Origin of the sequence: Streptomyces sp. NPDC005863 (genome assembly GCF_042871345.1) — a bacterium.
GTDB lineage: Bacteria > Actinomycetota > Actinomycetes > Streptomycetales > Streptomycetaceae > Streptomyces.
On the sequence record NZ_JBIAII010000003.1, the window covers coordinates 882,806 to 896,153 of the forward strand.

The following is a 13,348-nucleotide window of genomic DNA, read 5'->3' on the forward strand; positions in this document are numbered from 1 at the left end:
TATGTCGTCGATGCCCCAGCTGTCTGCCTGCCCCAGCTGTGAGGAGCCGCTGGAGTCGGGTGACCTGTATTGCGGTGCGTGCGGGTTCGACCTGTCGGCGGTGCCACCGCGGCCGGCCGCGTCGCCGGACGGGTCCGCCGCCGCGGGCGAGCCGGAACGCTGGCCCGTCGCGCCGGACGCCGACAGCGCCGACCGGCCGGTGCCCGCCCATCTGCCGACGGACCTGCCGGGCACGGACTCGGCGGGCGGCGCGCTCCCCGGCACCCCGGAGCCGGGCACCCCCGCCGGCGCCCCTGCGCCCGGCACCCCCGCAGCCGGCCCCGGCGAGCCCGACGAGTACCCGCTGCCCGCCCCCGGCGCGGCCGCACCCCCCGCCGCCCCCACCGCCGTACCCGCGGCCGCCGCCGACCCGCGCACCGACCTGCCCGGCGCCACGCCCCCCGCCGGCACCAAGCTCTGCGTGGCGTGCCGTTCGGGCCGGGTGGACCCGGACGGGTACTGCGAGAACTGCGGGCACGCCCAGCCGCGCGAGCGCGACCACATGGAGCAGGAGCTCGACACCGTCGCCGCGGTCAGCGACCGCGGCCTGCGCCACCACCGCAACGAGGACGCCTTCGCGCTCTCCGAGGCCGCGCTGCCCGACGGGTCTCCCGCCACCGTCGCGATCGTCTGCGACGGCGTCTCCTCCGCGACCCGCCCCGACGAGGCCTCGCTGGCCGCCTCCCGCGCCGCGGGCGCCTGCCTGCAGGAGTCCCTGCCGCGCGGCGTCCACCCGCAGCAGGGCATGCACGAGGCGATCCTCGCGGCGGCCGACGCGGTCAACGCGCTGGCCGACGAGCCCGCCGCGGCCCGCGAGCACAGCCCGCACCAGAACGCGCCCGCCTGCACCCTGGTCGGCGCGGTCGTCGCCGGCGGCCTGCTCGTCGTCGGCTGGGTCGGCGACAGCCGCGCCTACTGGGTGCCCGACGACCGCACGGGCCCCACCGTCCGGCTGACCGAGGACGACTCGTGGGCCGCGCAGATGGTCGCCGCGGGTCTGATGAGCGAGGCGGAGGCGTACGCCGACGAGCGCGCGCACGCCATCACGGGCTGGCTCGGCGCGGACGCGTACGAACTGGAGCCGCACACCGCTTCCTTCAAGCCGGACCGTGCGGGTGTAGTGGTGGTGTGCACGGACGGTCTGTGGAACTACGCGGAAGCCGTCGAGGAGATGGCCGACGCGGTGCCCGCCGACGCCGCGGCCCGGCCGCTGCACAGCGCCCAGGTCCTGGTCGGCCACGCGCTGGACGGCGGGGGCCACGACAACGTAACAGTGGCCGTCGTCCCGTTCCCGTTCGTGGCACAAGGGGCAGGATCGGCCTAGGACCCGGCGGGGGGAAACCGTACGGGGTCCGTGGTCTTGAGGTTGTGAGGATCTGAGGGGGAGCAGTTCCATGGCCAATTTCTCGAAGTCGACCGTGCCGCAGTTCTCGGTCGACGTGTACCAGAACGAGTACCTGCCGGAAGGCGGCAGGGAGGTCAACGCCATCGCCACGGTCACCTCGACCGGTGGCGGAACGATCGGTTCCGCGGTGCGGGCCCCGCATCTGTACACCGCGGGGCAGAGCCCGGACGCCGCCGTCGCGATCATGGTCGACTGTTCCGGGTCGATGGACTACCCGCCGACGAAGATGCGGGGCGCGCGGGACGCCACCGGCGCGGCGATCGACGCCCTGCGCGACGGCGTGCACTTCGCGGTGATCGGCGGCACGCACGTCGCCAAGGAGGTCTACCCGGGCAACGGCCGTCTCGCGGTGGCGGACGCCACCACCCGCGGGCAGGCCAAGCAGGCGCTGCGCAAGCTGAGCGCGGGCGGCGGCACCGCGATCGGCACCTGGCTGCGGCTCGCCGACCGGCTGCTGGCCTCCGCCGACGTCACCATCCGGCACGGCATCCTGCTGACCGACGGCCGCAACGAACACGAGTCGCCGGACGACCTGCGGGCCGCGCTCGACTCCTGCGCGGGCCGCTTCACCTGCGACGCCCGCGGCGTCGGCACGGACTGGGAGGTGAAGGAGGTCACAGGGATCGCCTCCACGCTGCTCGGCACCGCCGACATCGTCGCCGACCCGGCCGGGCTCGCCGCCGACTTCACGCAGATGATGGAGACGGCGATGGGCAAGGAGGTCGCCGACGTCAGCCTGCGGCTCTGGACGCCGGTGGGCGTGGAGATCAAGTTCGTCAAGCAGGTGGCGCCCACGGTCGAGGAGTTGACCGACCGGCGCACGGAGTCGGGCCCGCGCTTCGGGGACTATCCCACCGGGTCCTGGGGCGACGAGTCCCGCGACTACCACATCTGCGTCCAGGTGCCGGGCGCCGAGCTGGGCCAGGAGATGCTCGCGGCCCGCGTCTCGCTGATCGTGCCGCAGGAGGACGGCGGCGCGCGGACGCTGTCGCAGGGCCTGGTGCGGGCGGTGTGGACGGACGACATGACGGCGTCCACCTCCATCAATCCGCAGGTCGCGCACTACACGGGCCAGGCGGAGCTGGCCCACGTCATCCAGCAGGGCCTCGACGCCCGCAAATCGGGCGATGTCGACGGCGCGACGGCGAAGCTCGGCCGCGCGGTCCAGCTCGCCGGCGCCTCGGGCAACGCCGATACGGCGAAACTGCTTTCGAAGGTGGTGGACGTCGTGGACGCGGCGGCAGGTACTGTTCGATTGAAGGCGAAGGTCGCCGAGGCCGACGAGATGACACTCGAGACCCGGTCGACGAAGACCGTTCGCGTCAAGAAGCAGTAGCGCGACGACGACGCGGGTACGCGGTGTTCCGGCATCGCGTACCGACCACGAACAGCACGTACGGCCCTCGGGCCGGAGAAGGAGAGGGGGAAGCGCCGACATGCCGACCTGCCCGAACGGACACCAGTCGGGTTCCGACGACTGGTGCGAGGTCTGCGGTCACCGCATGGCCGGTGCCGTACCGCCGCCGCCCCCGCCGCCGCCCGCGGCCGGGTACGGCTACCCCCCGCCGCCGCCCGGCCAGGACCCGGGGTTCCCGCAGCCCGCGCCGGGCCGCCCGCACCTGGCCGCCGTGCCGGAGCCGGCTCCCGAGGCGCAGCTCTGCCCGCAGTGCCGCACGCCCCGCGAGGCGAACGCGCCGTTCTGCGAGGAGTGCCGCTGGAACTTCCTGACGAACACGGCGACCTCATACACCCCGGCCGCGCCGAACCCGCCGCTGCCCGGCACCCAGGGCGGACCCGGCCAGGGTCCCGGCCGCGTACCCGCTCCCGGGCACGGCCCCGGCCCCGGCATGCCGCCGGGCCCGAACCCGGCCCAGCAGTTCCAGCAGCCCCCGCCGGGTTACGAGTACCAGGGCTCGCGCCCCTCGCAGATGAACCGGCCCGCCGAGCCGATCCCGCCCTTCGGCAACGGCGGCCCGCAGGGTCCGGGTGGCCCTGGTCAGCAGGGTCCGGGTCAGCAGGGTCCGGGCGGCCCCGGCCCGCAGGGTCCCGGTCAGCACGGCCACCCCGGCCACCCCGGTCACCCCGGCCCGCAGGGTCCACAGGGTCCCGGCGCGCACGGCCCCGGTCAGGCGCCGCACGGCGCCCCGCAGGCGTTTCAGCAGCCGGGTCCGCCCGCGCCGCCCGCGTTCCCGCAGGAGTCGGGCGCCCCGCAGGGGCCGCCGCCGCCCCCGCCGGGACCGTCCTTCGGTGGCGGAGGCGACGACTGGGTGCTCTCCCCGCCGTCGTCCGCGGCCCCGCCCTCGGCCCCGCCCCAGCAGGACCCGTTCCGGCAGGAGCCGTTCCCGCAGGAGTCCTTCGCACAGGAGCCGTTCCCGCAGCAGGACGGGGGCCGGCAGCAGGACCCGTTCCCGCAGCAGGACCCCTTCCCGCAGGCCCCCGGCCAGCAGCAGGCTCCCCCGGCTCAGCAGGCGCCCCCGGCCCAGCAGGGTCCCGGCACGTGGACGGCGACGATCGGTCCCGACCGCGAGTACTTCATGGCGATGATGCAGCGCAGCGGCCCCGAGGCGTCGGGCCTGAACCTGCCCGCGTACTCGCCGGAGCAGCAGCGCCCGCTGTCCGGCAACCAGATCAGCATCGGCCGCCGCCGGCACTCCACGGGTGACACCCCGGACATCGACCTGTCGGTGCCACCGGAGGACCCGGGCGTCTCGCACCAGCACGCGGTCCTGGTCCAGCAGCCGGACGGCGGCTGGGCGGTCGTCGACCAGAACTCGACGAACGGCACCACGGTCAACGGCGGCGAGGAGCCCATCCAGCCCTTCGTCCCCATCCCGCTCCAGGACGGCGACCAGGTGCACGTGGGCGCCTGGACGACGATCACGGTCCGGCGCGACTGAGCGGGTTCACAGCGGCCAGGCGTACGGCCCTTCGGGGTCGTCGAGCCAGGCCCACTCGTACGGTCCGCTCACGGACACCCCGAAGCGCTCGCGCACCGGCAGCCCCTCGCGCCGCCACAGCGCGAGCGCTTCGTGCGGATCGAGGGTGCCCGCGGTCAGCTCCAGGAGGAAGCGGAAGAGCTCGTCCTGCAACGCCCGGCGCGGCAGCCCCCCGATGTGCTGCTCGCGCCCGCCCCGCGCGCCGCCGCCGCGCAGCGGGACGAAGTAGGCGGGCGTGTGCAGGAAGCGCCCCTCGGCGTGCTCCGCGTCCCGTACGGTTAGCGCGATCAGCCCTGTGGCCAGCGGCGCGAGGATCCGGGCGCCGGGCGCGCACTGGGCGAGCCAGGTCCGGGGCACCGAGGTCAGGGCGCAGGTGGCGATGATCCGGTCGTAGGGGGCGCGCTCGGGGCAGCCGGCCGCACCGTCGGCGGTCACCACGGCCGGGCGGTACCCGGCGGCCGCGAGGTGGCGCCGCGCGGACTCGGTGATCTCCGGGTCCAGGTCGACGGTAGTGACGCGGTCGGCGCCGAACCGGTGGGCGAGGAGCGCCGCGTTGTAGCCGGTGCCCGCGCCGACCTCCAGGACGCGGTGGCCGTCCTGTACGTCGAGTTCGACGAGCATCTTCGCCATCAGGGACGGCTGGCTGCTGGAGGAGAGCAGGCTCCCGTCGCGCACCCGGGTCGCCAGCGGTGCGTCGGTGTACGCGCCGCGCAGCCAGCGGTCGCGGCGCCCCGCGTCGGGGTCCTCGCCCCACAGCCGCTCGTACCCGCCGCCGGCGCCCACGTAGTAGTACGGCACGAACAGGTGCCGCGGGACCTGTGTGAACGCCGCCCGCCAGGCCGGGTCGTCCCGCCAGGCCCCGCTCGCCTCGATCTCGCGCACGAGCGCGGCCCGGGCCTCGGCGGCGACGACAGGATCGGCTTCCATGGGTCCACTGTGCTGCGCGGAGGCCGCCGATGCGAGTGGCGGGGCCTGGACGGGCGCCGGTTCCGGGGGCGGCTGATCCCGGGGGTGGTCCTAAGTCTTCCGTACTCGGTCGCCCCGTCTGAGACCATGGACCGTGTGAACGAGATCCCACGCGGCACGCTTCAGGAGCAGACCTACTACGAGCAGGTCGGCGGCGAGGAGACCTTCCGGCGCCTGGTGCACTTCTTCTACCAGGGGGTCGCGGAGGACCCGCTGCTGCGGCCGATGTACCCGGAGGAGGACCTGGGCCCGGCCGAGGAGCGCCTCGCGCTCTTCCTCATGCAGTACTGGGGCGGCCCCCGCACGTACAGCGACAACCGCGGCCACCCCCGCCTGCGCATGCGCCACGCACCGTTCACGGTCGACCGGGCCGCGCACGACGCCTGGCTGAAGCACATGCGCGCGGCGGTCGACCAACTCGGCCTCTCCGAGGAGCACGAGCTCACGCTGTGGAACTACCTGACGTACGCGGCGGCGTCCATGGTCAACTCCGAGGGCTGACAGGGCGGGGCGACGCGGTGATCCCGCCCCGGGCGACGGAGCGGGTCCGCGCGGTGGTCCTCACGCCGGCGTGACGGTGAGCCCTCCGGCGCCTGCCCGGCGCACCGCGACCGACCCGTAGTCCGTACGCAGCCGGAGCCACGGCCCCGACGACAGCAGGGTCAGCCCGGTGCCGCGCAGGAACCCCAGGGACTGCGCCGCGTGGGCGGCCCGCACCGGCAGGTGCGTGTCGCCGATGGTCCTGGACCAGATCTCCCGCCCCACGCGGTCGAGTTCGGCCCGCACCCGCCGATCGGCGGGCAACTCCTCGATACGGGACCGGAATTCGGCGACGGCGCCCTGCACGAGGGCCCGCACCGCCGTCGGGGCCGGCAGCCCCGGCTCCGGCCGCCAGCCGCCGCGCGGCGGCAGCACGCCCGCCCACGGCGGCCCGGTGACGGCCGCCGGCACCTCGGCGACTCCCGCGTTCTCCGCGGACTCCGCCGACGCCCCGACCCGCTCCAGGAACTCCCCGGCCGAGACGGTGACGTCGAGCGTGGTGGCGAGCCCGTGCTCGTACGGCTCGGCGAGCCGCGCCGTACGGATGACGAGCACCTCGAACGACGGCGGCCGCCCGAACACGGCGAGCGTGTCCCCGGCGGCCTGCAGCCGGACCGCGGCCGCCTTGTCGTAATGGATCAGCCGGGCCAGGAAGGCGGCGAGGTCCGCCGCCTCTCCGGCATCGGCGAAGTGCAGCCGCACGGTCATGCGGCCAGCGCCCCCGCGGTGCCGGCGTCGGCGTCGGTCTCGGCGTCGTCCATGTACTGCTGCAGGACGGCCTTCTCCTCGGGGGTGATCCGCCGGGGCCGCTGTGCCTCCAGGTTGAAGGGCACGACGACGGTGGAGGCCCGCACGTACACCTGCTCCGGGTCCTTGACCTCGTAGGAGATCGTGAGCGAGGCGGCGCCGATCTTCGTCACCCACGACTCGATGGTGACCGGCTCGTGCCGGTGCACCAACGGCCGTACGTAGTCGATCTCGTGGCGCGCCACGACGGACCCGCCCGAGAACGACGGGCTGCCGTCGCCCGGCGCGAGGCGGAACATGAAGTCGATCCGCGCCTCTTCCAAGTACCGCAGGAAGACCGCGTTGTTGACGTGCCCGAAGGCGTCCATGTCCGACCAGCGCAACGGGCATTGGTACAGGTGTCGAGCCACGGTCGCCTCAGCCCCGAGTCAGCTTCTTGTAGGTGGCACGGTGCGGACGGGCCGCGTCCGCACCGAGCCGCTCGACCTTGTTCTTCTCGTACGACTCGAAGTTGCCCTCGAACCAGTACCACTTGGAGTCGCCCTCGTACGCCAGGATGTGCGTGGCGACCCGGTCGAGGAACCAGCGGTCGTGGGAGATGACCACGGCCGCACCGGGGAACTCGAGCAGCGCGTTCTCGAGCGAGGACAGGGTCTCGACGTCGAGGTCGTTCGTCGGTTCGTCGAGGAGGAGCAGGTTGCCGCCCTCCTTGAGGGTCAGCGCCAGGTTGAGGCGGTTGCGCTCACCGCCGGAGAGCACCCCGGCCGGCTTCTGCTGGTCCGGGCCCTTGAACCCGAACGCGCTCACGTACGCGCGGCTCGGCATCTCGACCTGGCCGACGTTGATGTAGTCGAGCTCGTCGGAGACGACCGCCCACAGCGTCTTCTTCGGGTCGATGTTGGCGCGGCCCTGGTCGACGTAGCTGACCTTGACCGTGTCGCCGACCTTGATGCTGCCGGAGTCCGGCTGCTCCAGGCCCTGGATCATCTTGAACAGTGTGGTCTTGCCCGCGCCGTTCGGACCGATGATGCCGACGATGCCGTTGCGCGGCAGCGAGAAGCTCAGGTCGTCGACGAGCACCTTGTCGCCGAAGGCCTTCGACAGGTTCTCGACCTCGACGACGATCGAGCCAAGACGCGGGCCCGGCGGGATCTGGATCTCCTCGAAGTCCAGCTTCCGCATCTTGTCCGCCTCGGCGGCCATCTCCTCGTAGCGGGCGAGACGCGCCTTGGACTTGGCCTGACGCCCCTTGGCGTTGGACCGCACCCACTCGAGCTCTTCCTTGAGCCGCTTGGCGCGCTTGGCGTCCTTCTGGCCCTCGACCTTGAGACGGGACTGCTTCTTCTCCAGGTACGTGGAGTAGTTGCCCTCGTAGGCGATGGCGCGGCCGCGGTCGAGCTCGAGGATCCACTCGGCGACGTTGTCCAGGAAGTACCGGTCGTGGGTGACGGCGATGACGCAGCCCGCGTACTTCGCGAGGTGCTGCTCCAGCCAGTTCACCGACTCGGCGTCGAGGTGGTTGGTGGGCTCGTCGAGGAGGAGCAGGTCGGGCGCCTCGATGAGGAGCTTGCAGAGCGCGACGCGGCGCTTCTCACCACCGGAGAGGGTGGTGACGGGCCAGTCGCCGGGCGGGCAGCCGAGCGCGTCCATGGCCTGCTCGAGCTGGGCGTCGAGGTCCCACGCGTTGGCGTGGTCCATGTCCTCCTGGAGCTTGCCCATCTCCTCCATGAGCGCGTCCGAGTAGTCGGTCGCCATGAGCTCGGCGACCTCGTTGAAACGCTTGAGCTTGCCCATGATCTCGGCGGCGCCGTCCTGCACGTTCTCCAGGACGGTCTTGGACTCGTCGAGCTTCGGCTCCTGCATGAGGATGCCGACGCTGTAGCCCGGCGAGAGGAACGCGTCACCGTTGGACGGCTGCTCCAGGCCCGCCATGATCTTCAGCACCGTGGACTTACCGGCGCCGTTGGGGCCCACGACACCGATCTTCGCGCCAGGAAGGAAGCTCAAGGTGACATCGTCGAGGATCACCTTGTCGCCGTGCGCCTTGCGCGTCTTGCGCATGGTGTAGATGTACTCAGCCAAGAGAAACCGTCCGGCAATCAGTGAGTGGGCAGATACACCCCATCTTGCCTGACGGCCACCTCCCGGAGGAAACCCGTAGGGGCGGGCGCCCGTGACCTGGACGTTCGTCGGTCACTTGGGTGGCCGGGTCGGCACCGAGCGTTACCGGGGCTCAGTCCTCCGTCGAGGCGTCCGTCGCGTCGCTCTTCTTGCGCAGGAAGAACACCGCCGCGCCGCCCAGGACCACGAAGCCCACCGCTATGCCCGCTATCAGCGGGGTGTTGCTGGAGCTGCCCGTCTCGGCCAGGTCGCCGTCGTCGACGGTGCCGCCCTCCGACGCGGGGCTGGGTTCGGCGACGGGCTGGGCCTTGTTGGTGACCGCCGCGCCCTCGGTCCGGCAGTCGAGCACGCCCTTGAACCGCTTCTCGAAGCCGTTCGGGCCCTGGATCGTGAAGTCGTAGGGCTGGTCCTCCTGCAGTGGAATCGTCACCGTCTGTGACGCGTCCGCCTTGATGGTGTGCCGGTAGCCCATCAGCCGGAAGGTGAAGGGCTCGTCGCCCTTGTTCGTCGCGGTGATGTCGACGCCGCTCTTGGCGCAGTCCTTCTCCGCCGAGAGAGCCGGCAGCGCCCCCTCCGCGGCCCAGTGCGCCGTCGCCGCGGCCGACACCGTCGACTCGCTGGAGCCCGCGAGGATCTGCGTCTGGCTTCTGGTCTCGGAGGTGAAGGCGCGGCCGACCGGCACGGTCGTGGAGGCCTGCACGGAGAGCGCGGCGGAGCCGTCGGGGGCGTCCTTCGGTACGTCGAAGTAGAGGCGGCTGCCGTCGCGCGCCGACTTCACCCTCTTGCCGTCGCCGCCGACGACCTTCACGCCGCTCGCCGTGTCCGCGGGCGGGGTCACCGTCACCGAGTCGGCGTCGGTCCGCACGGTCACCGGGCCGAGCCGCTCCCCAGCGCGCCCCGACACGGCCGACGGGGCGAGCGTCAGCGACGCCTTCGGCTCGGCGCTGCCGCGCGCGCTCCGGAACAGGTGGTCGGCGAGCTTCTCGGCGCTCGGGTCGACGGCCTCGACCTTCGCGTGGTCGGAGTACCGCCAGATCGCCACCTGGGTGCCGGCCGCGGCGGTCTGCGCGGTGAGGGAGCGCACGCCCGCCTTCCTCGCCAGCGCCGCGAGGTCGTTCACCTGCGGGTAGGAGTGCTGCAGGATCCAGCGGATCTTGCCCGCGTCACGGTTGGCGCTCAGCGAGGTGCCGCTCCAGGGCGTCTCCTCGTACTTGGCATCCTTCTGCGTGGGGTTGAGGATGTCGACGCAGTACGTCTGGAGGGTGCCGCCGCCCTCCACGGTCATCTCGAAGAGTCCCGCCGGCACCTGCTGGGAGCTGCCGTTGTCCCGGACGACGGCCTGGTCGAACGTCCGCAGTCCGCCCAGCGTCGCGGTCGCGCCACCGCGGTTCTGCGGGGTCTCCCCCGCCGCGGCCGCGCCGGCGGCGGACACCCCGCCCGCCACCACGGCCAGCCCCACCGCCGCGGTGACCGCGGCGAGGCGGGCGACGCCCCGGCTACGTATGGACAACGCAGAAAACACTGAATTCCCCTCCGGGCGGGCCCCGTTCACAACGTTGGGGGGTGGACCCGCCAGCAGACCGAATGGGGCAGGATCATCCGCCATCCGCATGGCGTCACCTGCCAACTGCCCCGTGAGTTATCTTCGGCATCCTAAGGAAACGGCGCATCACGAGCCCCACGCATCCCATCGCACAGCGGATCCGACTCGGAATCGTTATCCCCCAACACCCGCTCCGAGCTGGGCTTATCGACAAATCAACCGCCCTCATTCGGCGATATGCCGCACATCGGTCGCCTCCCTGGACCCGGTCCTGACATCCCGTCACCCCACCGGCGTCGGCTCCCTGTCCCGCGCCCCCTCGGCCTCCTCACCCCGCTCCGAGACCGGTGCCGTCAGCGCCGGGTTGCCCCTGGCCACCCGCCGGAACGCGGACGTGCCCCGGGACAGATCGTGGCCGATGGTCAGCGCCTCGATGTCCGCCGACGTCCAGTGCTGGCCGCCCCGCTCCTCGTCGCGCACCTTCAACCGGCCCTGCACGATGACCGGTTCGCCCACCGACACCGAGCCCTGCACATTCGTGCCGAGTGCCCGCCAGGCCCAGACGGTGAAGAAGTTGGTGTGCCCGTCGTTCCACGTGTTCTTCGCCGCGTCGAAGTACCGCGCCGTCACCGCGAGCCGGAACCGCGCCACCGGTCCCGACGGCAACTCCCGGTACACCGGCGTCGTCGCGACGTTCCCCACCACCGTCACCAAGGTCTCGTTCATGCCGAACCCCTCCCGCGTCGTCCGCTCCTGCCGCCGCGCCCTCCGCGACCGCGATCTCAGACTGCACCGGCCGGGCGGATCCCGCTGGACGCTGTGGACCGTCCCCCGGTTGTGGATAACTCCGTCACCCGGAAGGGGGGCGGCCCCCTGAGCTCGGCTCCCTTGCGTCCAGCCCTCGCGCCCAGCCCTTGCGCAAAGCCCTCACCCCCGCCCCCTCACCCCACCGGCGCCCCCGTAACCCGCACGTACTGCTCCCTGACCTCCCGGTACCGCAGCAGCTCCGCCGCCACCGGATCGAGGACCCGCGCCCGGCCGCACCCGGCGGCCGCCTCCCGCAGGCGCCGTTCCGCCTCGTTCCCGTACCGCCGGGCCGGCCCGCGCGCCGCGAGGCGGCTCGCCCATTCCACGCACGGGCCGCCCACGATGCCCGCCAGCATCAGCAGCGCGGGCACGCCCAGGTTCGGCGAGGAGATCCCGATGATCTGCCCCACCAGCCACAGCCCGCCCACCACTTGGAGCAGCGTCATCGCCGCCTGCGCGAGGACCGCCGCGGGCCACCAGCCGGGCCGCGGCGGCCGTCCGGCCGGTCCGCCCGCCGTCACCGCCGTCACCGCCAGCTGGTCGAGCGCCTCGGGCAGCCCCACGGCGCCGCGCGCCGCGGCCTCCCGTACGGCCTGTCCCCAGGGCGTGGGCAGCCCGGACGCCGCCTCGTCGGCCACCGTCCGCACCGCGTGCTCCACGCGCTGGCGGGCCGTCGCCTCCTCGTCCACGGGCGGCAGCGCGCCCGGCGCCGGCAGACCCTGCGGGGAGCGCTGGGCCTCGAACCAGCGCCACAGCCTGAGCCACGGGTCGCCGCACGCCTTGCCCGCGTGCCGGCGCCAGGCACGCTCCGCCGCGTCCCCCGCCGCGGTCGCGCCCACGGCGTCCGCGAGCCGGTCGGCGAACTCCTCGCGCGCCTCCTCGCTGAGCCCGATCCGGCCGCGGTTGCGCCCGGTGTGGCCGCCGCCGACGTACACCGGCCACAGCCGGTCCGTCGCGGCGTCCAGGTCCGCGGTGATGCGGCGGGCCGCGGCGCCCCGCTCCTGGGTGAACTGGCCGAGCGCCTCGCGCAGTTCGCCCATTCCCTCGCCGGTCAGCGCGGAGATGGCGAGCACCGTGGCGCCAGGCTCGCCGTGTTCGCCGAGCGCGACGCCGTCCTCGTCCAGGAGGCGCCGCAGATCGTCGAGCACCTGGTCGGCGGCGTCCCCGGGGAGCCGGTCGATCTGGTTGAGCACCACGAAGGTGACCTCGGCGTGTCCTGCCATCGGGCGCAGATAGCGCTCGTGGACCATCGCGTCGGCGTACTTCTCCGGGTCGACGACCCAGATGACGGCGTCGACGAGGGCGAGGATCCGGTCGACGTGCTCGCGGTGTTCGGCAACCGCCGAGTCGTGGTCGGGCAGGTCGATCAGGACAAGGCCCTGGAGCTCGTCGGCGCCCGGCCCCTGAAGCGGCCTGCGGCGCAGCCGCCCCGGGATGCCGAGCCGGTCCAGGAGGCCCGCGGCGCCGTCCGTCCAGCTGCAGCCGATGGGCGCGGCGGTGGTCGGCCTGCGCACGCCGGTGTCGGAGATCATCACGCCGGCGAGGGAGTTGAAGAGGGTCGACTTGCCGCTGCCGGTGGCGCCCGCGATGGCGACGACCGTGTGCCGGTCGGAGAGCCTGCGCCGCGCGGCGGCCTCGTCCAGGACCCGGCCCGCCTCCGCGAGGGTGCCGCCGTCGAGGCGGGTACGGGAGAGCCCGACGAGTTCGCGCAGCGCGTCGAGCCGCGCGCGCAGCGTCCCTTCGGGGGAGGCGGCGCCCCGCTCGTACGCGCTGGGGCTCCCCTCGAACGCGCTCGGACTCCCCTCGTACGCCATGGGGCTCTTGTCGTACGAGGTGGCGCCCTTCTCGTACGCGGTGACGCTCTCCTCGTACGCTGCGGCGCTCTTCTCGTACGCGAGGGGGCTCTTCCCGTACGACGTGGGGCTGCCCTCGTACGAAGTGGGGCTCCCCGCGCGCGTGTAGGAGCGCACCGCGGTGTCGGCGCCGGGGAGCTCGCCCCGGGGGCCGACGGCGACGCGCCGCGCGATGAGCCCGTCGTCCCAGGCCGGTTCGGAGTCGGGACCGGCCTGTTCGTCGCCCTCGGCGCTCTCGTCGGGGCGGGCCTCGGCGGGACGGGCCGCGTCGGGTGCGGCCCGGCGCGGCCCGGAGCCCTTGGGCCCGGTGCCCTTGGGCTCGGCCCTGCGGGGTTCCGTGCCGTCGCCGTGGTCGGCGCGGTCGGCGTGATCAGTGACGGCGGTCACCGCG

11 protein-coding genes are annotated in these 13,348 nt (G+C 73.4%); 4 read left to right on the plus strand and 7 right to left on the minus strand.

All coding sequences use genetic code 11. The features are described 5' to 3' along the window. Position 1: 1 nt before the first annotated feature. The 3 genes from ACFYO9_RS16185 (at position 2) to ACFYO9_RS16195 (ending at position 4,341) form a co-directional block, all read left to right on the plus strand. Positions 2 to 1,363 (plus strand): protein phosphatase 2C domain-containing protein, encoded by a 1,362-nt coding sequence (locus tag ACFYO9_RS16185; protein WP_358776073.1) that lies wholly within the window; start codon positions 2 to 4, stop codon positions 1,361 to 1,363. A gap of 70 nt (positions 1,364 to 1,433) precedes the next feature. Continuing rightward, on the plus strand, positions 1,434 to 2,780 hold the full coding sequence (locus tag ACFYO9_RS16190) for a VWA domain-containing protein (RefSeq protein ID WP_355808133.1): 1,347 nt from the start codon (positions 1,434 to 1,436) through the stop codon (positions 2,778 to 2,780). Between the two features lie 100 nt (positions 2,781 to 2,880). Next, positions 2,881 to 4,341 (plus strand): FHA domain-containing protein, encoded by a 1,461-nt coding sequence (locus tag ACFYO9_RS16195; RefSeq protein ID WP_358776075.1) that lies wholly within the window; start codon positions 2,881 to 2,883, stop codon positions 4,339 to 4,341. A gap of 6 nt (positions 4,342 to 4,347) precedes the next feature. Here the strand turns inward: ACFYO9_RS16195 and ACFYO9_RS16200 are convergent, their stop codons facing one another. Beyond that, positions 4,348 to 5,307, minus strand: a complete 960-nt coding sequence (locus ACFYO9_RS16200; protein ID WP_358776077.1) for a methyltransferase domain-containing protein — start codon at positions 5,305 to 5,307, stop codon at positions 4,348 to 4,350. Between the two features lie 126 nt (positions 5,308 to 5,433). Here ACFYO9_RS16200 and ACFYO9_RS16205 point away from each other — a divergent pair, with 126 nt between their 5' ends. Next, positions 5,434 to 5,847, plus strand: coding sequence for a globin (locus ACFYO9_RS16205; RefSeq protein ID WP_358776079.1), 414 nt, complete (start codon positions 5,434 to 5,436; stop codon positions 5,845 to 5,847). A 60-nt stretch (positions 5,848 to 5,907) separates the two neighbouring features. On the opposite strand, the gene ACFYO9_RS16210 is transcribed toward ACFYO9_RS16205, so the two are convergent. The 6 genes from ACFYO9_RS16210 to ACFYO9_RS16235 form a co-directional block, all read right to left on the minus strand. Further along, positions 5,908 to 6,594 (minus strand): hypothetical protein, encoded by a 687-nt coding sequence (locus ACFYO9_RS16210; protein ID WP_358776081.1) that lies wholly within the window; start codon positions 6,592 to 6,594, stop codon positions 5,908 to 5,910. Then, complete coding sequence (locus ACFYO9_RS16215; protein ID WP_358776083.1) at positions 6,591 to 7,043, minus strand: thioesterase family protein; 453 nt, start codon at positions 7,041 to 7,043, stop codon at positions 6,591 to 6,593. Before ACFYO9_RS16215 ends, ACFYO9_RS16210 begins: the two co-directional genes overlap by 4 nt. A 7-nt stretch (positions 7,044 to 7,050) precedes the next feature. Beyond that, the gene (ettA, locus tag ACFYO9_RS16220) at positions 7,051 to 8,715 is read right to left on the minus strand and encodes an energy-dependent translational throttle protein EttA (protein ID WP_358776084.1); all 1,665 of its coding nucleotides are present in this window, start codon (positions 8,713 to 8,715) and stop codon (positions 7,051 to 7,053) included. A gap of 151 nt (positions 8,716 to 8,866) precedes the next feature. After that, positions 8,867 to 10,264, minus strand: a complete 1,398-nt coding sequence (locus ACFYO9_RS16225) for an LAETG motif-containing sortase-dependent surface protein (RefSeq protein WP_358776086.1) — start codon at positions 10,262 to 10,264, stop codon at positions 8,867 to 8,869. A gap of 315 nt (positions 10,265 to 10,579) precedes the next feature. Continuing rightward, a complete protein-coding gene (locus tag ACFYO9_RS16230) occupies positions 10,580 to 11,023 on the minus strand; it encodes a single-stranded DNA-binding protein (protein WP_358776088.1) in 444 nt (147 codons plus the stop codon). A gap of 215 nt (positions 11,024 to 11,238) precedes the next feature. Continuing rightward, positions 11,239 to 13,344 (minus strand): GTPase, encoded by a 2,106-nt coding sequence (locus tag ACFYO9_RS16235; protein WP_388666336.1) that lies wholly within the window; start codon positions 13,342 to 13,344, stop codon positions 11,239 to 11,241. Positions 13,345 to 13,348 lie beyond the last annotated feature (4 nt).